At 45.6% G+C, this 20025-nt stretch carries 23 protein-coding genes and 1 riboswitch; of the genes, 2 read left to right on the top strand and 21 right to left on the bottom strand.

Annotated features, from left to right (window positions below):
* Both AC1DVJ_RS26375 and AC1DVJ_RS26370 read right to left on the bottom strand, forming a co-directional pair.
* A partial coding sequence (locus tag AC1DVJ_RS26375) for a D-alanyl-D-alanine carboxypeptidase family protein (RefSeq protein ID WP_477595004.1) occupies nucleotides 1-512 on the bottom strand: 512 nt, incomplete at its 3' end.
* 628 nt (nucleotides 513-1140) lie between these two features.
* Nucleotides 1141-1899 carry an SDR family oxidoreductase gene (locus AC1DVJ_RS26370; RefSeq protein WP_477595002.1) on the bottom strand — a complete coding sequence of 253 codons (759 nt, stop codon included), beginning with the start codon at nucleotides 1897-1899 and terminating at the stop codon, nucleotides 1141-1143.
* A 186-nt stretch (nucleotides 1900-2085) separates the two neighbouring features.
* On the opposite strand from AC1DVJ_RS26370, the gene AC1DVJ_RS26365 reads away from it, so the two are divergent.
* A complete protein-coding gene (locus tag AC1DVJ_RS26365; protein WP_477595000.1) occupies nucleotides 2086-2697 on the top strand; it encodes a TetR/AcrR family transcriptional regulator in 612 nt (203 codons plus the stop codon).
* A 54-nt stretch (nucleotides 2698-2751) separates the two neighbouring features.
* Here AC1DVJ_RS26365 and ytfJ read toward each other — a convergent pair whose 3' ends face one another.
* From ytfJ to AC1DVJ_RS26295, 14 genes are all read right to left on the bottom strand, one after another.
* A complete protein-coding gene (gene ytfJ / locus AC1DVJ_RS26360; RefSeq protein ID WP_477594998.1) occupies nucleotides 2752-3237 on the bottom strand; it encodes a GerW family sporulation protein in 486 nt (161 codons plus the stop codon).
* A gap of 117 nt (nucleotides 3238-3354) precedes the next feature.
* Nucleotides 3355-4059 (bottom strand): DUF2953 domain-containing protein, encoded by a 705-nt coding sequence (locus AC1DVJ_RS26355; protein ID WP_477594996.1) that lies wholly within the window; start codon nucleotides 4057-4059, stop codon nucleotides 3355-3357.
* Between the two features lie 94 nt (nucleotides 4060-4153).
* Nucleotides 4154-4759, bottom strand: coding sequence for an SMC-Scp complex subunit ScpB (gene scpB / locus AC1DVJ_RS26350; RefSeq protein ID WP_477594994.1), 606 nt, complete (start codon nucleotides 4757-4759; stop codon nucleotides 4154-4156).
* Entirely contained in the window at nucleotides 4743-5534 is a 792-nt protein-coding gene (locus tag AC1DVJ_RS26345) for a segregation and condensation protein A (RefSeq protein WP_477594992.1), read from the bottom strand. Before AC1DVJ_RS26345 ends, scpB begins: the two co-directional genes overlap by 17 nt.
* A gap of 16 nt (nucleotides 5535-5550) precedes the next feature.
* Nucleotides 5551-6174 carry a site-2 protease family protein gene (locus tag AC1DVJ_RS26340; protein WP_477594990.1) on the bottom strand — a complete coding sequence of 208 codons (624 nt, stop codon included), beginning with the start codon at nucleotides 6172-6174 and terminating at the stop codon, nucleotides 5551-5553.
* Nucleotides 6175-6191: 17 nt separating this feature from the next.
* Nucleotides 6192-6662, bottom strand: coding sequence for a 6,7-dimethyl-8-ribityllumazine synthase (gene ribH / locus AC1DVJ_RS26335; protein ID WP_477594988.1), 471 nt, complete (start codon nucleotides 6660-6662; stop codon nucleotides 6192-6194).
* Nucleotides 6663-6714: 52 nt separating this feature from the next.
* On the bottom strand, nucleotides 6715-7944 hold the full coding sequence (locus AC1DVJ_RS26330) for a bifunctional 3,4-dihydroxy-2-butanone-4-phosphate synthase/GTP cyclohydrolase II (RefSeq protein WP_477594986.1): 1230 nt from the start codon (nucleotides 7942-7944) through the stop codon (nucleotides 6715-6717).
* 21 nt (nucleotides 7945-7965) lie between these two features.
* Nucleotides 7966-8637, bottom strand: coding sequence for a riboflavin synthase (gene ribE, locus AC1DVJ_RS26325; RefSeq protein ID WP_477594984.1), 672 nt, complete (start codon nucleotides 8635-8637; stop codon nucleotides 7966-7968).
* A gap of 16 nt (nucleotides 8638-8653) precedes the next feature.
* Entirely contained in the window at nucleotides 8654-9763 is a 1110-nt protein-coding gene (ribD, locus tag AC1DVJ_RS26320; protein ID WP_477594982.1) for a bifunctional diaminohydroxyphosphoribosylaminopyrimidine deaminase/5-amino-6-(5-phosphoribosylamino)uracil reductase RibD, read from the bottom strand.
* 232 nt (nucleotides 9764-9995) lie between these two features.
* Nucleotides 9996-10177: riboswitch (FMN riboswitch) on the bottom strand.
* Nucleotides 10178-10386: 209 nt separating this feature from the next.
* Nucleotides 10387-10818, bottom strand: coding sequence for a peptidylprolyl isomerase (locus AC1DVJ_RS26315; protein ID WP_477594980.1), 432 nt, complete (start codon nucleotides 10816-10818; stop codon nucleotides 10387-10389).
* Nucleotides 10819-10933: 115 nt separating this feature from the next.
* A complete protein-coding gene (gene lysA / locus AC1DVJ_RS26310) occupies nucleotides 10934-12265 on the bottom strand; it encodes a diaminopimelate decarboxylase (protein ID WP_477594978.1) in 1332 nt (443 codons plus the stop codon).
* Nucleotides 12266-12424: 159 nt separating this feature from the next.
* Nucleotides 12425-14083 (bottom strand): spore germination protein, encoded by a 1659-nt coding sequence (locus AC1DVJ_RS26305; protein ID WP_477594976.1) that lies wholly within the window; start codon nucleotides 14081-14083, stop codon nucleotides 12425-12427.
* A gap of 24 nt (nucleotides 14084-14107) precedes the next feature.
* On the bottom strand, nucleotides 14108-14521 hold the full coding sequence (locus AC1DVJ_RS26300; protein ID WP_477595006.1) for a stage V sporulation protein AB: 414 nt from the start codon (nucleotides 14519-14521) through the stop codon (nucleotides 14108-14110).
* 5 nt (nucleotides 14522-14526) lie between these two features.
* On the bottom strand, nucleotides 14527-15159 hold the full coding sequence (locus AC1DVJ_RS26295) for a stage V sporulation protein AA (protein ID WP_477594974.1): 633 nt from the start codon (nucleotides 15157-15159) through the stop codon (nucleotides 14527-14529).
* Between the two features lie 193 nt (nucleotides 15160-15352).
* Between AC1DVJ_RS26295 and AC1DVJ_RS26290 the strand changes: the two genes are divergently transcribed.
* The gene (locus AC1DVJ_RS26290) at nucleotides 15353-15562 is read left to right on the top strand and encodes a DUF378 domain-containing protein (RefSeq protein WP_477594972.1); all 210 of its coding nucleotides are present in this window, start codon (nucleotides 15353-15355) and stop codon (nucleotides 15560-15562) included.
* Nucleotides 15563-15688: 126 nt separating this feature from the next.
* On the opposite strand, the gene sigF is transcribed toward AC1DVJ_RS26290, so the two are convergent.
* From sigF to AC1DVJ_RS26265, 5 genes are all read right to left on the bottom strand, one after another.
* The gene (sigF, locus tag AC1DVJ_RS26285) at nucleotides 15689-16444 is read right to left on the bottom strand and encodes an RNA polymerase sporulation sigma factor SigF (protein WP_477594970.1); all 756 of its coding nucleotides are present in this window, start codon (nucleotides 16442-16444) and stop codon (nucleotides 15689-15691) included.
* Nucleotides 16445-16455: 11 nt separating this feature from the next.
* A complete protein-coding gene (spoIIAB, locus tag AC1DVJ_RS26280) occupies nucleotides 16456-16902 on the bottom strand; it encodes an anti-sigma F factor (protein ID WP_477594968.1) in 447 nt (148 codons plus the stop codon).
* A complete protein-coding gene (gene spoIIAA, locus AC1DVJ_RS26275) occupies nucleotides 16899-17252 on the bottom strand; it encodes an anti-sigma F factor antagonist (protein ID WP_310223353.1) in 354 nt (117 codons plus the stop codon). Before spoIIAA ends, spoIIAB begins: the two co-directional genes overlap by 4 nt.
* A gap of 141 nt (nucleotides 17253-17393) precedes the next feature.
* A complete protein-coding gene (locus AC1DVJ_RS26270; RefSeq protein WP_477594966.1) occupies nucleotides 17394-18569 on the bottom strand; it encodes a D-alanyl-D-alanine carboxypeptidase family protein in 1176 nt (391 codons plus the stop codon).
* A gap of 177 nt (nucleotides 18570-18746) precedes the next feature.
* Nucleotides 18747-20025 (bottom strand): pyrimidine-nucleoside phosphorylase (locus tag AC1DVJ_RS26265; RefSeq protein WP_477594964.1); only part of this gene is annotated, 1279 nt, incomplete at its 5' end.

Here is a 20025-nt window from a genome sequence, read left to right as displayed (position 1 = left end):
GGACTAGAGCGATGACCCTCTCCCTCGTCAAGCCCAGAAGGATTCGTGAAATGCGAATGATCCATACCTAGACTCATTGCCTTCTCATTCATCAGATAGACAAAGCCCTCTACACTGCCTCCTATATGCTCTGCGATTGCAGTCGCGGCATCATTTCCCGAACGCATCATGAGTCCGTACAGCATGTCATGAAGTCTCATTTCTTCCCCAAGCTTCAAATAGATCGAAGACCCTTCTTTCCCGAAGGCATTTTTGCTGACCTTGACCATGCTAGTGAGATCACCTTGTTCTATCGCAATGATGGCGGTCATTATTTTGGTCAAGCTGGCTATACGCATAGGCGTGTCCCCTTTTTCGCTATAGAGGACACGTCCTGACTCCACATCAACGAGAGAAGCACCAACCGCATTGGTATGAATGCTTGGCGGCGCGGCTTCCACATAGGACAATGGCGCAATTAGCAAACCAAGTAAGGCACAGCAAATGAAGATGAACTGGACTTTAGTTTTCATCGTTTTTGTTATCCTCCTACACGAGCGAACTTGTACACTTCCTTGATCGGATCAACTGATAAAACTTTGTACAAGTATATGCGTGCGGACGAGGGATATGTCCGAGAAATTGGGTGCGACTTGAAGAAGAGGCCGCATGTCAGGGCATAAAAAACGGAGTTCGCGAATGGGCGTAAAGGCGTAGCCGAACACCATTGGAATACTCTAAGTCGAAAAAATCGAGTTACGCGGGGCGAGAATGGCAATTAGAGTACTGTAAGTCGAAAAAATCGAGTTTCGCGGGGCGAAAATGGCAGTAGGAGTAGTGTAAGTCGAAAAAATCGAGTTTCGCGGGGCGAGAATGGCAATAGGAGTACTCTAAGTCGAAAAAATCGAGTTATGCGGGGCGAGAATGGCAGTAGGAGTAGTCTATGTCGAAAAAATCGAGTTACGCGGGGCGAGAATGGCAGTAGGAGTTAACCGGACTCGACTTTCTCTCGGTCGCCGTTGCTTTAAGGAAGAAAAGCGGCCTTTCGGATGCAAAAAAAGCCCGCACTCACTCTTTGACGTCCCAACTGGGCGTTAAAGAGTGAGTGCAGGCTAAATGAATTTGGCATTAACCGCCTTTCGCAGCGAATTCTGCTTACGCTTAGTAAGCCGTCCAGCCCGCATCAGCTGTAACTACTGTACCGTTAACAAAGCTTGAATCATCTGAAGCTAAGAACAGAGCAACCTTTGCAATTTCCTCTGGCTCACCTGCACGTGGATTTAAGCCCATACCAGCCATGGCTCTTTCCATACCAAAAGGATTCGGAGCCGTAATCGTTGTTCCGATGTTCGTGCTCACACCGCCAGGTGCGATTGCATTACAGCGGATGCCAAGATTGGCATATTGAAAACCGACGTTCTTCGTAAATCCAACTACCGCATGTTTAGAGGCTGTATACGCTGCACCTGCTCTGGACCCATTTAATCCGCCTGCGGAAGCAATGTTTACAATGACACCGCTTTTTCTTTCTGTAAAAATCGGAAGAACTTTACGCGTAGTTCTCATTACACCTGTTGTGTTAATTGCAAAAATCCGCTCCCAAAGCTCGTCCGTCAAGTCTCCAGCGGGAACAAAGTTATCCATAATCCCAGCGTTATTTATCAAAATGTCCACGGTGCCGTATTCCTTTACAGCCGTATCTATCAATGCTTGTACGTCTTCTTCTTTCGCTACGTTAGCTGCAATGGCCATAGCTGAACCACCTTTAGCCTCAATCCCAGATACAACGGTTTGAGCCGTCTCCACCCGAAGATCTGAAACGACAACTTTAGCTCCCTCTGCTGCAAACAACTCCGCGATTGATTTCCCCATACCTGACGCTGCACCTGTAACAATAGCCACTTTTCCAGAAAGCTTCATGTGTAATTCCTCCAAATGTCTTGTATTGTTTGTGCGAATAAACGACTGAATTGTGTCTATAGAACTTCTTTCACTTGGAGTATAATAGAGTATCAAACGTGATACAATCAGTAAAAAACGCTCGTTTGTCAGCTAACGAACAAAATGATTGGTTTTGTACACTAAAGCCAAAAGGAATGAATCGGTATGTCGGAAAATACTAAGAAAACAGATCGTCGAATCGTTAGAAGTAAAATTGCGTTGAGAGAAGCCCTACTTTCACTGATGAAAGAAAAGACCTTCAGTTCCATTTCTATTACTGAAATCGTGGAATTTGCGAACTATAACCGAGGAACATTTTATGCCAATTATGAAAGTAAAGATGCTTTGCTGAACGAAATTATACATCATTTAACTGGGCAATTACTCCAATCCTTTCGGGCGCCTTATGAAAAAGTTGAAGTGTTTCGAATTCATGAGCTGCCCGCCAAATCTGTCATGATCTTTGAACATTTTTTCCAAAACGCTGCCATCTATACCGTGTTAGTGAAAAGTGATGTGCTTGCCAAACTGAAAGAAAACATGTTTACAGCACTAAAAAAAATAACCCAAGAAGAATTATTCTATTCCGAAAGAGACGTCGATATGGATCAAGAGCTGCTTAGCATCTATTCGATTCACGCTTTACTCGGTCTCATATTCCACTGGGTTGAAAGTGAATTTAAATATTCTCCTTCTTATATGCAAGATCAGCTTATTAAAATCATTAATTGGCACCCTACGGAAGCTAAAACCGTTTTGAAGAGCTCAACCGAATGAATAGTTCTCACAGAAAAAAGCTGTCCACAAAGGACAGCTCATAATGACCAGTTTCTACACGATAAAATTCTGATTCTCGACATTGGTGACACTGGTTGAAACAGCAGCCGGAGGCTTCGCTGACATGCCTTTGATCATACTTTGGATCTTATCCACAACCTGCGGCGCAGAATCGATCAAACGCTCCAGAATATGCGTTTGATTATCGAGCGGTACGACCTTCACGCCATTCTTACCTACAACGAGGAAAGCAATAGGTGTAATCGAAACCCCACCGCCGCTACCGCCACCGAAAGGAAGAGCGACTTTGGCATTGAGGGCATCGCCTCTATTCATACTACCGCCTTCGATTTCGATTTCGGAGTCAGTCATAAACTCACTGCCACCTGCAGCGAAACCAAAGCCAACTTTGGAGATCGGCATGATGACACTACCATCAGGCGTTTCGACCGGGTCACCGACAATTGTGTTTACGTCAACCATTTCTTTTATATTTTCCATGGCGACTTTCATGAGGCCTTGAATCGGGTGTTCGGACATCTTCATATTCCTCCTTAGCATTATTCGCACTACGAACTGGCATCGAAAGCTCAAGCATCACAAGAGAATCTTGGTTCAGTTCTAGAGTGCCCCTACTGGCATGGGGTTATGTAAAACTCACGACGCAGGTTTAAATCTGGCTCTCGCCTTAAGTGCGAATTGGATCCAGCTTCGAATGCCGCCTTTGACTTTAGCAGCTCGGTACACTAAGCGGAGGCCTGCTATAACAGCAAACCAGACACGTATACGACTAGCAAAACGAAGCTCCGTTGCGAATTGCTTTTGATTATATTGCGGAATGACATCAATGTGCGGCTTTGCTGTCAGCTTTACATAACGGATCGTGAACCCGAGCAGCGATGACTTAATCGCCCAAACGGCTCCAGTCGTAATCGCAGTCTCAGGAGCATCGCCTAGACCCACTCGCGTTATCCACTTGAGTTCCGTACACTCCACTTTGGTTAAGGTTTGCTTCATCCAGCCATATAAATTCAGCGTATGTACAAGAACATCCTTCGCTTCTTTATAAAAGGCAATGACTTTATCCTTCGTAATATGGTCTCGCGTCTCATCTTTTAGCTTGGCACTATGTTGCGTTATTTTCTCCGACTTAATCAAGATCCCTTGCGTGAATCCTTTAAATTGAATGATGGGGATGACATATCGGTATCGCACCAGTCCAAACAGCCCTCGCATCTCCACGGAAAGCGTATCGTTATCCTTCACTCGGGAGAAATAAAATTCACTGCGCAAATAGCTGCATAGCACAACGATAATTGAGATGATGACAACCAAGACGGCCAATCCAACCCACAGCAACACTTACGCCTCCTTAGCACAAAAAACTCCACCCGTAAGAATAAATCTTCTCGCAGGTGGAGTTAGTATGACCTCTAAAAGGAAATGAAATGCATATCTACTCCGACTGTTCATCACTCACGTCTTCTAGGGTCAATTGCTTCTGCTCTCCGCCTAGGCGATCGAATAGCATGCGTGTTTCTTCCTCCAAATCAAAATTTCCCTGAAAGTTTGCGGAGTCTGGTAATTCCTGAATTGAGCTAAGACCGAAATATTCTAAGAATTGCTTCGATGTCCCGTACAAAATCGGTCTACCCACGGCATCCGCACGTCCAACCTCTGTAATCAAATCCTTACCTACTAACGTAGCAAGTGCACGATCACACTTCACGCCGCGGATCTCCTCGATCTCGACTCGTGTGATAGGCTGCTTATACGCAACAATCGATAACGTCTCTAAGGCAGCTTGTGAAAGCGAAGAACGTGAAGGCGTATAGGCGAGTCGTTCAAAATATGGCGCGTGCTCCGCTAGGGTTGTAAGCTGATAAGCACCAGCAACCTCTACGATTTGGACACCTCGTCCTTTACGTTTGAAGTCAGTTCGCATATCTTTCAACAAATCTTTAATCACATAGGCATCCAACTCCATGACTTCAGCAAGTTGCTTGAGATCTAGACCTTCATCGCCAGAGGCGAAGAGAAGTCCTTCAATAATTGATTTCATCTGTTGGAAGTTGAGTGTCAAGGTCAGATCCCTCCTCTTTGGCTTGAATGACGATATCATCAAAAAGCTGATTCTGGTAGCACATAATTTTCTTCATTTTCATCAATTCCAGGATAGCTAAAAAGGTTACAACGATCTCTTCCCGCGTCATCTCATAATCGAATAGCTTAGAGAATAACAGCTTACCGCCTTTTATTTTAAGCAAATCCACAACTTCACGAATTCGATCTTTTACTGAGATCTCATCCCGCCTAATCCGTGCAACAACATTACGATTGGCTAACTTACGCAGTGTTCGTTGAAAAGCAATAAGCAAATCAGCGAGATCGAGACCTTCTACAGGATTCTCATGCGTTTCTGGTAAATACGGTGTTAAATCCTCCGGTTCCCGTGTATACACGAGACTGCGCTCTACCTCTTTATCACGAAGCATATCGGCAATCGATTTATATTTGCGATATTCAATCAATTTGGCAACGAGCTCGGCTCGCGGGTCTAACGAATCATCCATATCATCAAAATATTCGTCATATTCAATAACAGGCGGCTTAGGTAGAAGCATTTTGCTTTTGATGGAGAGCAGCGTGGCTGCCATGACTAGAAACTCACTCGTAATATCTAACTCCAGCTCCTGCATGGCTTGTACATACCCAAGATACTGATCTGTAATTTCTTTGATCGGAATATTGTAAATGTCGAGTTCATTTTTATCAATCAAATGAAGCAATAGATCAAGGGGGCCTTCAAATGCTTCTAATTTATAGGTAACCTTCATGTCGTTCTTCCCCTTGTCATAGTGAATAAAGTTGCATAATTACCTGTACGGCGTATGGATAAATACGACTGAGCACCCATTGACCAATGGGAGTCACCATTAAAACGATTACAAGAATCAGTGCTTTCATCTCGTGTCTTGTCATCCATCGTTGTTTCGGAGGTGAGACGAGGCCTTTCCAAATAAACCAACCATCGAGCGGATAGAGCGGAAGCAGATGTATGAGGCCGATCATTAAATTTACGATGATACAATATTGTAAATAAACACGCCATTGTTCCACGACGATAGATTCGATTGAAGCACCGAGTAGCGTGGGCAAGAAGAAGTATAACCACCAAAAAAACAGAACAAGCACAAGATTCGTGATAGGTCCCGCTAGATATACAAGTGTATGTGATAGTCTTTTATACTTGGGAAAACGGTCGGGATCGACCGGTATTTTCTTCGACCAGCCGTAAGGCCCGAAGACGATCATCGAGAGCCCCAAGACATCTAGATGTGCCAAGGGGTTCAGCGAAAACCGTTTGCTCTCACGAGCCGTTCGATCCCCAAGCAGCCAAGCGACACCAGCATGCGCTGTATCATGCAGGGTCATGGCGATTAGAAACGCGAACAGCCGCGGGAGCAATGTTTCCAAATGATAATAAGCAAGCATTAGGAAGAAAATTGCTTCGTCAAATTAGCCATTTCAATCGCAGTTACGGCAGCTTCCCAGCCTTTATTGCCTGCTTTCGTTCCCGCGCGTTCAACTGCTTGCTCAATGGAATCCGTTGTTAACACACCAAAAATCGTAGGTACGCCAGTTTTTAAGTTAATTGCGGAAACACCTTTCGCCACTTCGCTGCACACATAATCAAAGTGCGGCGTTGATCCACGTATCACAGCACCCAGGGTAATAACTGCATCGTATTTGCCGCTTTCCGCCATCTTTTGTGCGATTAGGGGAAGTTCGAATGCGCCTGGAACCCAAGCAATGTCGATTTCATCTTCGTTGACCCCATGACGTTTAAGTGCGTCTTGTGCACCACCAAGTAGTTTGGAAGTAATGAACTCATTAAAGCGTCCTACGACGATGCCGTATTTTAAATTTTGTGATATTAAATGTCCTTCATAAATCGTTGCCATAGTTAGAATCTCCCTTTCTGTTAATGCGAATTGGATGGAATATAATCTACAATTAAATGCCTTTGCCTAAGTCTTTAAAACTCAGCATGTGGCCTAGCTTCTGTTGCTTCGTTTGCAAATAAGAAAGGTTATCTTTCTTACTCTCCATTTGAATCGGAACGCGCTCATCGACTTCAAGACCATAGCCTTCTAAGCCTTTGATTTTGCGAGGATTATTCGTTAATAGACGAAGTTTCGTGATGCCAAGATCTTTCAGAATTTGAGCACCAATGCCATAATCACGAAGATCTGGAGCAAATCCAAGCTTAATATTCGCTTCTACCGTATCTAATCCCTGCTCTTGGAGGACATAAGCCTTCAATTTATTGATTAACCCGATGCCGCGACCTTCCTGTCGCATATATAATAATACACCATTGCCTTCTTCATCAATCTGTTTTAATGCCGCGTCAAGCTGTGGACCGCAATCACAACGATGGGAATGGAACACATCTCCCGTCAAACATTCCGAATGTACGCGTACCAGAGTAGGTTTGGAAGGATCAATCGTTCCTTTAACCAGAGCTACATGCTCCTTATTATCTAGTTGATTCGTATAGGCAATCGCTTTGAAAGTACCGAAATCCGTCGGCAAATCAACTTCAACCTCACGCTTCACCAATTTCTCTTGTTGATTCCGATACTGAATTAAGTCCTGAATGGTAATGATGCAAAGCTCATGTTTCGCAGCAATTTCCATCAGATCCGGAACCCGAGCCATCGTTCCATCTTCCTTAATGACTTCACAAATGACGCCTGCCGGATACGAATCACAAAGGATTGCAAGATCAATTGCAGCTTCGGTATGACCAGCTCTGCGGAGAACACCGCCCTTTTTGGCAATCAAAGGAAAAATGTGTCCAGGTCTGCGGAAATCCTGCGGTTTCGTCGTTGGATCGATCAAGCCTTGGATCGTTCTGGAACGCTCATGTGCTGAAATTCCTGTACTTGTATCGATATGATCAACAGACACCGTAAAGGCTGTGCCATGATAATCTGTGTTGCGTGCCACCATCGGTGGCAAATCAAGCTCTCTGGCTCTATCTTCAGTGATCGGGGTGCAGACAAGCCCACGTCCTTCTTTGATCATGAAGTTGATCACTTCAGGTGTTGTTTTATCGGCAAGGGCGATAAAATCGCCTTCGTTTTCTCGATCCTCATCGTCTACAGCAATAATTATTTTACCTAATTTCAGATCCGTGAGGGCCTCTTCAATCGTATTAAATCGAATGGGTTGTGTCATATTCACCTCTCCTAACTAAACTTACATAAAGCCGTTATCTGCTAAAAAGCTTGCAGTTAGCGTGCTTTTCTTAGGTTCCCCGCGATGGGAAGACTCAGAAGGACCAAATTTGAGCAGTCGTTCCATATATTTGCCAAGTACGTCGCATTCGATGTTGACCGTGTCTCCTGCTTGTTTGTCATGGAGAACGGTTTGCGCAAGGGTATGCGGGATAATCGAAACGGAAACATCCTGTTCTGTGACATCTACAACAGTTAAACTAATACCGTCAATCGTGATTGAACCGCCAGGAATGATGTAACGGAAAATATGTGGATTTTCTGGTTCAAATCGGTATACGACGGCATTCTCTTCTGGGGTGCGAGACAGGATCGTTGCTGTGGCATCCACATGTCCTTGCACAATGTGCCCGCCAAATCTACCATTCGCTGCCATGGCCCGCTCCAAATTCACACGTGTGCCGGATTGAAGCTTGCGAAGGTTCGTCTTTCGGTACGTTTCAGGCATCACATCAACGGAAAATGAATCACTATCGTATGAAATAACCGTGAGACAGACGCCATTAACAGCAATACTGTCCCCTAGATGGACATCCTCCAGAATTTTACGAGCACCAATGGTTAGTACCATCGCTTGCCCTCCACTATGAATGCGGCGCATGTGGCCGATTTCTTCAACTATGCCGGTAAACATGCCACTCCTCCATTCTCTAGCTCTTATAGATCGGATAGCCGGTCATACACACGTCCGGCCCGAATTGCTCAACGCTCAGTCGGTCGAGCGTAATGGCATCGTCCATCTTCGCGAATCCGTCGAAGTGGATGTTCACAGGTGCTGCTATGCCCCCGCCGATAATTTTCGGCGCAAACATCAGCACCAGCTTATCAATCAGGCGCCGCTCCAGCATGGCGCCGTTCAAGCGGCCTCCACCCTCGAGGAGGATGGAGCCGATCTCGCGCTCGCCCAGCTGCTGCATGGCGAGCGTCAGGTCCACCTGCGGGCCGTCCCCGCAGGTAAGGACCGTGATGCCGCGCGCTTCCAGCGCGGCACGCCGCTCTGCTGGCGCCTGTGCGCTCGCGAGCAGGATCGTCGGCTGACGATCCTGCTCCGTGAGCACGCGGGCGCCGAGCGGGACTCGCAGCTGCGAGTCCGCGATGATGCGTACCGGCTGTACAGCCGGTACGTCGCCTCGCGTGCTCAGCTGCGGGTCGTCGGCGATGACCGTCTGGACGCCGACGAGGATACCCTGATGCCGATGGCGCAGGGTATGAACAAAGGCACGCGACGCTGCGGATGTAATCCACTTGCTGTCGCCGGTTTTGGAAGCGATGCGGCCGTCGAGGGTGCTCGCGGTCTTCATCGTCACGAATGGCATGCGCGTGACGATGAATTTGTTGAAGGCTTCGTTCATCTTGGCGGATTCTTCGCCTAGCAAGCCTACACTCACTTCCAAACCATGTGCAAGCAGCTTTGCGATCCCAGTCCCTGCTACTAACGGATTCGGATCTGTTGTTGCCACAACAACGCGCGTCACACCCGCTTCGATGAGGCGATCGCTGCACGGCGGTGTTTTGCCATAATGACTGCAGGGCTCCAAGGTAACATAGGCGGTACTTCCCTTTGCTTCCTCGCCCGCCATTCGCAGCGCTAGAACCTCCGCATGCCCATGACCGCGCTTCAGATGAGCGCCCATGCCAACAATGCGACCCTCTTTGACGAGGACACAGCCAACAACAGGATTAATGCCTGTTTGTCCAAGCGCGCTCTCCGCCATCTGAAGCGCAAGTCTCATATAGGCTTCGTCATTTAACAACTGCATGGCTGATCACCGCCTTCTTCATCCATTCCTTGAAATCTAATGCAAAAAGCCCCTTCCGCTTTCGGATGGGGGCCAGAGATTGTTTAGATAACACGAATAAGCTTCGGCTATTACGCCTGTCGCATTTTTGATCAAATCAAACAACACCGACGAGGTAGCCTAAATAGACAGACCTGCCGAATTTTGATTAATGTGAAAAAATGAACAAGCATGCTAGCGAATTGGCATTCGCATTTTCCTTCTCCCATCCAGACTATACTGTCGGTCCCGGAGTTACACCAGGTCAACCGTAGCGAAGCTGTTGTCAGGTACCGCTAGCTTCACAACGGGTCACGGACTGATCGTAAGCCGGTACACTAACCATGCTTACGAATCACCGCCGGTGTGGAATTTCACCACGCCCCGAAGGTTTTGCATACTATATAAGAAAGTAATAACGAAAGCTTAGCTACTAATTTCTTTATTAAACAAAAATTTATCACTCACGCATGAAAATTGCAAGGTCTTTTTTCATTTTATCTCAGAAAACTTGTCGGAATTGTAGGTTTTTCATAACCTTCATATTTGTTAAATTTGAAAAAAACTGCCCAGACCTAAGTCTGAGCAGTCTCTTCAGCTTTCAATTATACTTCTACAACTTCTACTTTTTCCATTTTGTCTTTGCCTTTGAAAGCATCAACAAGCTCCATACCTTTGGATACTTTACCGAACACTGTGTGTCCACCATCCAAATGCGGTTGTGGTTGGTAAGCGATGTAGAATTGGCTTCCACCTGTGTTACGGCCAGCATGTGCCATCGCTAGGGAGCCGCGCTCATGTTTGTTTGGGTTGATTTCACAGTTGATTTGGTAGCCAGGGCCACCAGTTCCTGTTCCAGTCGGGCAACCACCTTGTGCTACAAATCCTGGAATTACGCGGTGAAAAACAAGTCCGTTATAGAAACCGGAGTTTGCTAGTTTTTCAAAGTTAGCGACTGTGTTCGGTGCATCGTTCTCAAAAAGATCGATAAGCACCTCTCCGCCACCTGCTAGTTGAATTTTTGCTTGTTTTGCCATTTTGTGGTTCACTCCTTTAGGAAATAATATCTTATTCTACTATGAATGACTGCATTACACAAACAGCAGGAGGAACCCTAAGCAAATAGGGGCCTCCTGCTGTTTCGTGCTGCTATTAAATCGTCTTGGACACTTGTTTCATTCTCGCAGGAATGACGTCATTGCCTACGATTTGATCGAATGTTTCACGATTCACGACAAGGTCGCTCTGACCATTTTGAACGAAAACTACACCTGGCCTGCGAATACGGTTGTAATTACTCGCCATCGAGTAATTGTAAGCCCCTGTACTAGACACAGCTAGAATATCGCCTGCGGCTACCTTCGGCAGGTTCACATCCCAGATCAGCATATCGCCGCTTTCACAGCATTTCCCGGCAATGGAAACAACCTCAGCCGGTTGCTCCGCAGCGCGGTTAGCGAGGCCCGCCTCGTAAACAGCTTCATATAGAGCAGGACGCGGATTGTCTGTCATACCGCCATCCACCGCAACATATTTACGCACACCAGGGATATCCTTCGTTGTGCCGACCGTGTAAAGTGTAGTCCCTGCATCACCAACGATGCTGCKACCTGGCTCAACCCAAATTTCCGGAAGTGGGTAACCATTACTGCCGAAGTTCGTTTTGATCGCATCCGTAATCGCCTTAACGTATACAGCTACTGGAAGCGGTGTATCTTCACTTACGTAACGAATACCAAAGCCGCCGCCAAGGTTGATTACCTTGAAAGTGACGTCTAATTCTGTCCGAACATGAATGGCAAATTCAGCCATTTTCTCCGCCGCGATGCGGAAGCCTTCAACTTCAAAGATTTGCGAGCCAATATGGGAATGAATGCCTAACAGTTCTACATTCGAAAGCTGAGAAGCCTCACCAATCGCACGGAATGCCGAGCCATTGCCCAAATCGAAGCCAAATTTAGAATCCGTTTGACCGGTTGAAATATATTCATGCGTATGCGCCTCAACACCTGGCGTAATTCGCAATAAAATTTTCACTTTTTGACGTTTCTCAGCCGCAATCGCATTTAACATCTGCAGCTCGATAAAGTTATCCACGACGAAGCAACCAATTTTAGCGTCAATGGCCATTTCCATTTCAGAAATCGTTTTGTTATTGCCATGGAAATGAATACGCTCTGCTGGGAATCCAGCTTGAAGCGCCGTGTAAAGCTCTCCATCGGATACAACATCCAGAGACATGCCTTCTTCTTCAACAATTCGGCACATCGCCATTACACAAAATGCTTTACTTGCATAGGCCACTTGAAACTTCAGACCTGAAGCCCCAAAAGCTTCAACAAACTCACGACAACGCTGACGTACAAGCGCCTCATCAAACACATAGAGAGGTGTGCCATATTCGGCAACTAACTTTGTTGTATCAACACCGCCAATTTCGAGGTGGCCTTGGTCATTTATTTTACTGGTACCATGTAAGTACATAGCTATATTTTCCCCTCTCTACTCCAACCTACCCTTTGCCAAATTCCGCTTAAGAGGTCGCGCACATACTAATAAAAGTACCATAGTGCACGCGTATTTGACAATACATGCGCCTAGAACAAACAAAAAAGGGCTGGAAGTTTCCCGCCCTTTTTCACGCTATGATTTAGGTTGTCGGGTTCCATCAATCGGCTTCGTAATGCTTAGCCTTGTTTTGCTTGCCAGCACGGGACGACGAAGTAAGATAGAGAAAAAGCTCTTGGCATTAAAAGGGATGAACGGCCACATATAGGGGGCATCATACGATTTCATTGAAGCCAGCATGATCAGCCAAATTGTGGAGCCTATCACAAAGCCTGGCACTCCAAAAATGGACACTGTAATTAATAACGCTAGCCTCACGATTCGATTCGCCAAGCCTAATTCATAGCTTGGCGTAGCGAACATCCCAATCGAAGCAAGGGCGAGGTATAGAATGACTTCGTTTATGAAGAGTCCTGTCTTTACGGCAATGTCTCCAACTAGAATCGCAGCCACCAAGCCCATCGCAGTTGCAAGCGGTGAAGGGGTATGTACTGCTGCCATCCTCATTAGATCTATTCCTATATCTGCAATCAGGAATTGAATTAGGAGCGGTAAAGTACCTTCCTTTTGCGGACCAAGGAATTCTAGACCCACCGGCTTTAATGAAGGCTCCATCACCATCAGATACCAGAGTGGCAGCAAGAAGATCGACATCATAATACCAGCAAAGCGGACCCACCTTAAATAGGTGCCAATAAAAGGTGTATTGCGATACTCTTCGGCATGCTGCACATGATGGAAAAACGTCGTGGGCAAAATCATGACACTTGGAGAGGTATCCACGAATATGCAAACATGCCCTTCCAATAAATGTGCAGAGACAACATCCGGCCTTTCTGAATAACGAACCATTGGATACGGATTCCAGCCCTTATTTACAATCATTTCCTCTAATTGCTTCTCACCTAAGGGCAGACCATCAATCTCTACTTGTTTCATTTTGTCTTTAATATCTTGGACAAGTGTCGCATCGGCAATATCGTTGATATACCCAAGACAGACATCCGTTTTCGTTCGCTTCCCGATTTGCAGGATCTCAAGTTTAAAACGCTCATCTCGAATGCGGCGTCTGACCAGGGTGACATTCGTTAACAGCGTTTCTACAAAACCATCACGTGAACCTCTAACGACACGTTCTAGATCAGGTTCAGCAATAGATCGGATAGGAAAGCTCTTCACATCGACGGCGATCGCTGATGTTTCACCCTCGATAAATAAGGCGGTCCCGCCCATTAATACTTGTCCAACGATCTCAGACATTTTCGAATAATGTTTAACTTGTATGTGAGGTATTAGTTTTTCAATGAACGCTTCTACGGTATGGTGGGATACATCTTCTTTATCTGCATACGTAAGTCGAGTGATAATATCCGTCAAGACCGTATCTTTTGCAAATCCGTTACAGTAAAAGATACCTACACGTTTAGAGCCGAACACCATTTCTCTCATCACAAGATCAAAACTTCGATTCAAGCCGACCCGTTCTTCCAATACACGCTGGACTTCTCGGATACTTTTCGGAATATTTTCTTGAATCTTTAGCGCCTTCTCCTGCGGCGTCATATTGGTAATCGGATTGTATGCCGATAGATTACCTTCCTCGTCGACAGCAAGCTTTTCTTCTTGACTACTTAGATTCTCATCATCCCTTGATTCTTCTAGCTTCTCATTGCCCTGTGATTCTTCTAGCTTCTCCTCGTCGCTCTGTTGACCATTTTTAACAATAAATTTCACTGGTGCGCCTCCTTCATTCACCATCTAATAAAATATCCATTCAAACAAGGAGCCAAAAACCTTACCAAATATCATGGCCATTAATAACACGATCCGATAGGAATCCATTCCCACCCGTTTAGCCAAAATCGGCAGCACATTGACAATTTCAGTCAGTGCTGCGGCAAGCAAACCTACAAAACAACCAGCAAACAAGCCAAAGAGTGCTGCCCCCATAGGGAATAAATGCATGTGCAGATCACTGAAATCCACCCAGGTAAACATCAGGGAACCAAGAACGACTGCTGCTTCGTAGGCATGGATTTTGGAGAATGATCGTGTGATTTGAGCTAATCTAGGAATGATATCCAGAACAACTAAAAAAGCAACCATGCCGCTCCCAACCGCAATACCTCCTGCTAAGCCGATAAATGCAGCTAGGAATACTTCTCCGAGCAGCGTAATCACTTCGCGTCTCCTTCTTCATGGATTTTCGAATACTCTTCTGTAATCACGTAATGATTAATATTTTCTTGATACATAAACATCTCAACTTCTAATGGACTCGGCTCTTCATTGAACTTCTTTTTAAACAAGTGATTAAAGAAAAGCACCATGCCGACTCCGATCCCAATGGAATACGGAATTTGCAATATGAGTGGATGATCCACCTTTTTACCTGTCATCAGTTCATATATCCGCTGATGAACCGTCAACATGGAGACGTCAGCATGGAAATTCATAATAGCTAGTCCCGATCCGATGAATAAAAGCAGCCAAACCATGCCGATCAGCAATGGATTTGCCTTCTTATTATCGGTGTATATTTCTAGAAGCACGTGAGGTTCTCCGAAATGCTCAACCTGCAGCTCAGGAAATAATTTTTTCACTTTACGAATGATCAGTAACATATCGATGAGCACACGATTCCCATCCTCTTGCTGGGGCTGGTGAATCACTAGTTCGTTCAGGGCCTGTTCATATTCGGGTTCCACAAAGAGTTGTGCAATATGATGCAGCCTCACGACATTTCCTTTACGCACACGAGCTTTGCGGCGAAGACGAATGTACAAATACTTGCTTAGTACCTGGACCATGGTTCACTCCTCTCAGAGCTTAGGCGATCTCAATACTTCCTGCAATCATCCATGTATAGGAATAGTATGCAAAATCTTTCCTTGGCATAAACAACTCAATCATTGGTAAATTCTCCATGCATAAAGACTGATTTGGCAAGGCATGTTAAATAAGGAATACGGATCACTTATTCCATATAAAGAAGGTGATAACATGGCAAAGTTCGCGTTAACACTGGTCATCATCGGTGCGCTGAATTGGCTTCTAGTTGGGCTTTTTGAATGGGATTTAGTTTCTGCTCTGCTTGGGGGAGATTCACACCGTGAATCTTCAGGGTTAAGTCGTATCGTCTATTCCCTTGTAGGTTTATGCGGGATCTACTGCGTGAGATTTTATTCTTTCGACCGTTATTCGGTTCGGTAGTAGAGACTCAGATATACAAGGGGTAAGCCGCTCATCGCCCATGGTGCTCTTGGGAAGTCAGCGGCTTTATGTATATGCGCTGAAAAACCGTCCTCCAAAGGAGCACGGTTTATTCACATTTGCTTATTATAGTGCAATCTGATCTTTAATGGATTGCAGTATTTTCTTTTCCAATCGCGAGACCTGAACTTGGGATATGCCAAGTCTGCTTGCGACCTCAGACTGCGTCTGATCACKGAAGTAGCGGAGATAGACAATGAGTCGTTCTCGTTCTGAGAGCGTCCCTATGGCCTCATTCAACGCCAGCTTCTCAAACCATTTTTCTCCGGATTCATCCGAAATTTGGTCCATAAGCGTAATCGGATCTCCATCGTTCTCAAACACGGTCTCATGAATCGACGAGAGCGGTTTATTCGCTTCTTGCGCGAATACAACCTCCTCCGGCGTAATCATAAGCTCCTCGGCAACCTCTTTGATCGTTGGGAGCCTGCCCAAGCGTTTCGACAGCTCATCCTTCGTCTTGCGAATTTTGTTCGCTAATTCCTTGAGAGAGCGGCTTACCTTTAGTGTCCCATCATCCCGCAGGAACCGTTGGATTTCTCCAATAATCATCGGTACCGCATAGGTTGAGAACTTAACATCATACGAGAGATCGAACTTATCAACGGACTTGAGCAGCCCGATGCATCCGATCTGAAACAAGTCTTCGGCTTCGTAACCACGGTTCAAAAAGCGCTGAACCACGGACCACACCAAACGGATATTGCAGCTGACAAGTGTTTCTCTAGCGAGTCCATCTCCGGATTGGCTGAGGGCGATTAACCGTTTGACTTCCGAATCGTCTAAATAACTATGAGAAGCATGCTTCAGATCAACATCCATAGATCCTACCCCTAATTGTATAAAGCTTTTTTAGATTCAATTCGCTTCAACATGTTTATTTTCGTTCCGATTCCGACGGCCGTCACAACTTCCACTTCGTCCATAAAATTTTCCATTATTGTAAAACCCATACCTGAACGTTCGAGCTCCGGTTTGGACGTGTACAGCGGCTCCTTGGCTTGCTCTAAATCAGCAATACCCTCGCCCTTATCCTCGATCGTTAAACGAATCGTGTCATCATCGATTTCGGCTGAAATGGTAATGACACCATCCGTTTGATTGTTATAACCATGTATAATCGAATTCGTTACGGCCTCTGAAACAACCGTTTTGATATCCGTCAATTCATCTAAAGTTGGATCTAATTGTGAAACGAATGCGGCCACAGCTACACGTGCAAAGGCTTCATTCTCTGAACGACTGGCAAATTGCAGTGTCATAAAGTTACGTTCGCTCATAAAGCAACCTCCAGACTGGACATTGCATTACGCTCGTTATCCTGAATCGATACGATCTTGAACATACCCGAAAGCTCGAACAAACGATACACGGCCGGTGACACGTCACAGACGACCATTTTGCCGCCTTTGCTCGTAATTTGCTTGTAACGACCAAGAATGACGCCGAGACCCGAGCTATCCATGAAGGAAAGGTCCTTTAAACTAAGAATCAGGTGGTGCGTCTGCTCCTTTGCAATCGCATCCTCCATCCGCGCCTTCACACTATCCGCTGCATGATGGTCAAGCTCGCCCTTCAATCTAACAATCAGCGCTCTTCTGCCTTGCTCAAACTCAATTTGCAGGCCCAATATGTTCACTCCCTTCAGGTCATGAACACTAGTTTCTACAACTGAGTTGGTATTTCCTGCCCCCCGACAAAACTAGAAGAAAACCGCTAAAAATAGGCAAATTATACGATTTCTACGTCCTCTATTCGCTGTTTTCCACCATTAATCCGTTGTAAATAACTGGGACGTTGTCCGTTTAAAAAGCTTCCACCATGAGGCTTTATCAACAGCTAGCGGAGACTCTAAAGGGTATTCCGCTAGGACATTATCGCCGTTATAGACCATGATTTTACCGATCGGCTGGCCTAAGCTAACAGGTGCTCTTAAGCTTGGATCGAGCTGCAATTCATGTCGGATATTAKCCGTGTCAGTCCCCTTTTTCATTAAAATACTATAGTTTTGCTTCGCAACTAACGGCACGGTCGATACTTGGCCTTTATTTATCGTAAAATTACCCAAGCTATCGCCTGTTTTGAACAATGGGTAATTCATGTATTGTGCAAAAGCATAATCAAAAAGCTTCGACACTTCTGCGTTCCGTGTCTTGGTATTGGGTTCCCCTAATACGACAGCCACGACCCGTAAATTGTCCCGTTTCGCTGTAGCCGATAAACAGAATTTGGCTTCACTGGTATAGCCTGTTTTCAATCCATCTGCTCCACTGTAAAAACGAACCAACTTATTCGTATTCACAAGCCAGAACGGCTTAGGCGAATCTTTACGTAAATAATCTTGATACGCACCAGTAAAATTCGTAATGCCTTCATGCTTTAGCAGTTCTCTTGACATAACAGCAATATCATTCGCAGTTGTATAGTGATTAGCTACAGGCAGTCCATTGCAGTTGGAGAAATGGGTGTTCTTCATCCCTAATTGAGCTGCACGCTCATTCATCATGGCAACAAAATTTTCTTCTGAGCCTGCAATTTTCTCCGCCATGGCCACAGAGGCATCATTTCCAGACGCCATTGCAATGCCCTTCAGCATTTCTTGGACGGTCATTTGCTCGCCAGGCTCTAAGAAAATTTGAGAGCCTCCCATTGAGGCCGCGTATTCACTAACGCTGACTTTTTCATCCATTTTGATGGAGCCCTTGTCGATCGCTTCCATAATCAGCAGCATCGTCATGATTTTCGTAATACTTGCTGGCGGAAGCTTTGCATCTTTATTTTTCTCCACGATCACCGTACCCGTATCCGCATCCATCAGAACAGCAGATTGCGCATTAGGTGTTAGATCTACTGGCTGTACCTTGGTTTCCGCCGCATAAATCGCTGGCAGCAACAGCATCACACTTAGTTGTAAACAAATGAAACTGATTAGCCCTTTTTTTCGCATAGCAATTGTACCCCTCCTGTGATGTATGAAGTGAAAGTTTGGCATTTTGCAGCATGAATGACTGCTAATCAGTGTTGACGAATTCCGTGCAAATTATTCCATACGGGTGAAAATAAGCCAGAAAGACAAAAAAGCACCTTCCATTAGGAAAGTGCTCTCTCGTTCTCATTCTATTTCTCATTCGATAACATCATAAATTAATTGTTTCGGTGCCGGCTGCATGGAAGTGATCTTATACGCATCTACAATCATGGCCTCGACCTCAACCACATCCAAACGATTTGCATGAATCGTACAAATAGATTCCCCGACTTGTACCGCATCACCGATTTTCTTATTTAACGTCAGTCCGACCGCATAATCGATCAAGTCTTCCTTCTTCGCCCGCCCTGCGCCAAGCAGCATAGCAGCAATTCCGATATTTTCCGCTTGAATCTCGTTGATGAAACCAGCTTGCTTGGCTTTAACCTCGACATGATAGGCTGCCGTTGGCAGAAGCTCAGGCTGATCAACCACACGCGAATCACCGCCTTGGCTGGCGATAAAGCGTTTGAACGTATCCAACGCCTTCCCCTTCGTAATGATGTCACGGACAGCCTCCTCCGCCTCCTCAAAGGAAGTAAACACCTTACCTAGCACGGACATATACGCCGCAACAGAAATCGCAACCTCAGTTAGATCTCTATCCCCCGTTCCGCGCAGCACGTCGATCGATTCCCGAATTTCATTCGCATTCCCGATTTCGCGGCCAAGAGGTTGATCCATATCGGTAATCATCGCAATCGTTTTGCGATTTAGACGAGTTCCTATATCCACCATCGTCCGAGCAAGTACCCTTGCATCCTCCACCGTTTTCATGAAAGCACCTGAGCCAATTTTCACATCTAGGACAATTGCTTCTGCTCCTGAGGCAATTTTCTTACTCATGATAGAGCTAGCGATCAGCGGAATCGAATCCACCGTAGCCGTTACATCACGCAAAGCATAAATTTTCTTATCTGCAGGTGCCAAGTTACCGCTTTGACCGACAATCGCAATTTTATTTGTGTTCACCGCTTCGATAAAAGCTTCCTTGGTTAATTCAATTTGAAAACCAGGTATGGACTCCAGCTTATCTATCGTTCCGCCAGTATGCCCTAAGCCTCTCCCCGACATTTTGGCGACTGGAATGCCAAGCGATGCCACAACAGGTCCAACGATGAGACTAACCTTATCCCCAACGCCACCTGTCGAATGTTTATCCACTTTCACACCAGCAATTGCGGATAAATCAATCATTTCGCCTGATCTCGCCATCGCTAATGTGAGAAACGAGGTTTCTTCATCCGTCATCCCGTTCAGGAATGTCGCCATCAAGAAGGCAGACATTTGATAATCAGGTACATGCCCAGCTGTATATTCATTGATAATAAACGTAATTTCTTGTTCTGTTAACGCATCACCGACACGCTTCTTA

It is taken from the genome of Paenibacillus sp. P4_A9 (assembly GCF_056402415.1).
This window is presented reverse-complemented; position numbering and strand designations above follow the sequence as displayed.

Excerpts from the sequence above, each read along its gene's own strand:
- AC1DVJ_RS26370 (WP_477595002.1), bottom strand. The coding sequence starts at position 1,899 with ATGAAGCTTTCTGGAAAAGTGGCTATTGTTACAGGTGCAGCGTCAGGT.
- AC1DVJ_RS26365 (WP_477595000.1), top strand. The coding sequence starts at position 2,086 with ATGTCGGAAAATACTAAGAAAACAGATCGTCGAATCGTTAGAAGTAAA.
- ytfJ (WP_477594998.1), bottom strand. The coding sequence starts at position 3,237 with ATGTCCGAACACCCGATTCAAGGCCTCATGAAAGTCGCCATGGAAAAT.
- scpB (WP_477594994.1), bottom strand. The coding sequence starts at position 4,759 with ATGAAATCAATTATTGAAGGACTTCTCTTCGCCTCTGGCGATGAAGGT.
- AC1DVJ_RS26345 (WP_477594992.1), bottom strand. The coding sequence starts at position 5,534 with ATGAAGGTTACCTATAAATTAGAAGCATTTGAAGGCCCCCTTGATCTA.
- ribH (WP_477594988.1), bottom strand. The coding sequence starts at position 6,662 with ATGGCAACGATTTATGAAGGACATTTAATATCACAAAATTTAAAATAC.
- AC1DVJ_RS26330 (WP_477594986.1), bottom strand. The coding sequence starts at position 7,944 with ATGACACAACCCATTCGATTTAATACGATTGAAGAGGCCCTCACGGAT.
- ribE (WP_477594984.1), bottom strand. The coding sequence starts at position 8,637 with ATGTTTACCGGCATAGTTGAAGAAATCGGCCACATGCGCCGCATTCAT.
- ribD (WP_477594982.1), bottom strand. The coding sequence starts at position 9,763 with ATGCAGTTGTTAAATGACGAAGCCTATATGAGACTTGCGCTTCAGATG.
- AC1DVJ_RS26315 (WP_477594980.1), bottom strand. The coding sequence starts at position 10,818 with ATGGCAAAACAAGCAAAAATTCAACTAGCAGGTGGCGGAGAGGTGCTT.
- AC1DVJ_RS26295 (WP_477594974.1), bottom strand. The coding sequence starts at position 15,159 with ATGGTCCAGGTACTAAGCAAGTATTTGTACATTCGTCTTCGCCGCAAA.
- AC1DVJ_RS26290 (WP_477594972.1), top strand. The coding sequence starts at position 15,353 with ATGGCAAAGTTCGCGTTAACACTGGTCATCATCGGTGCGCTGAATTGG.
- spoIIAB (WP_477594968.1), bottom strand. The coding sequence starts at position 16,902 with ATGAGCGAACGTAACTTTATGACACTGCAATTTGCCAGTCGTTCAGAG.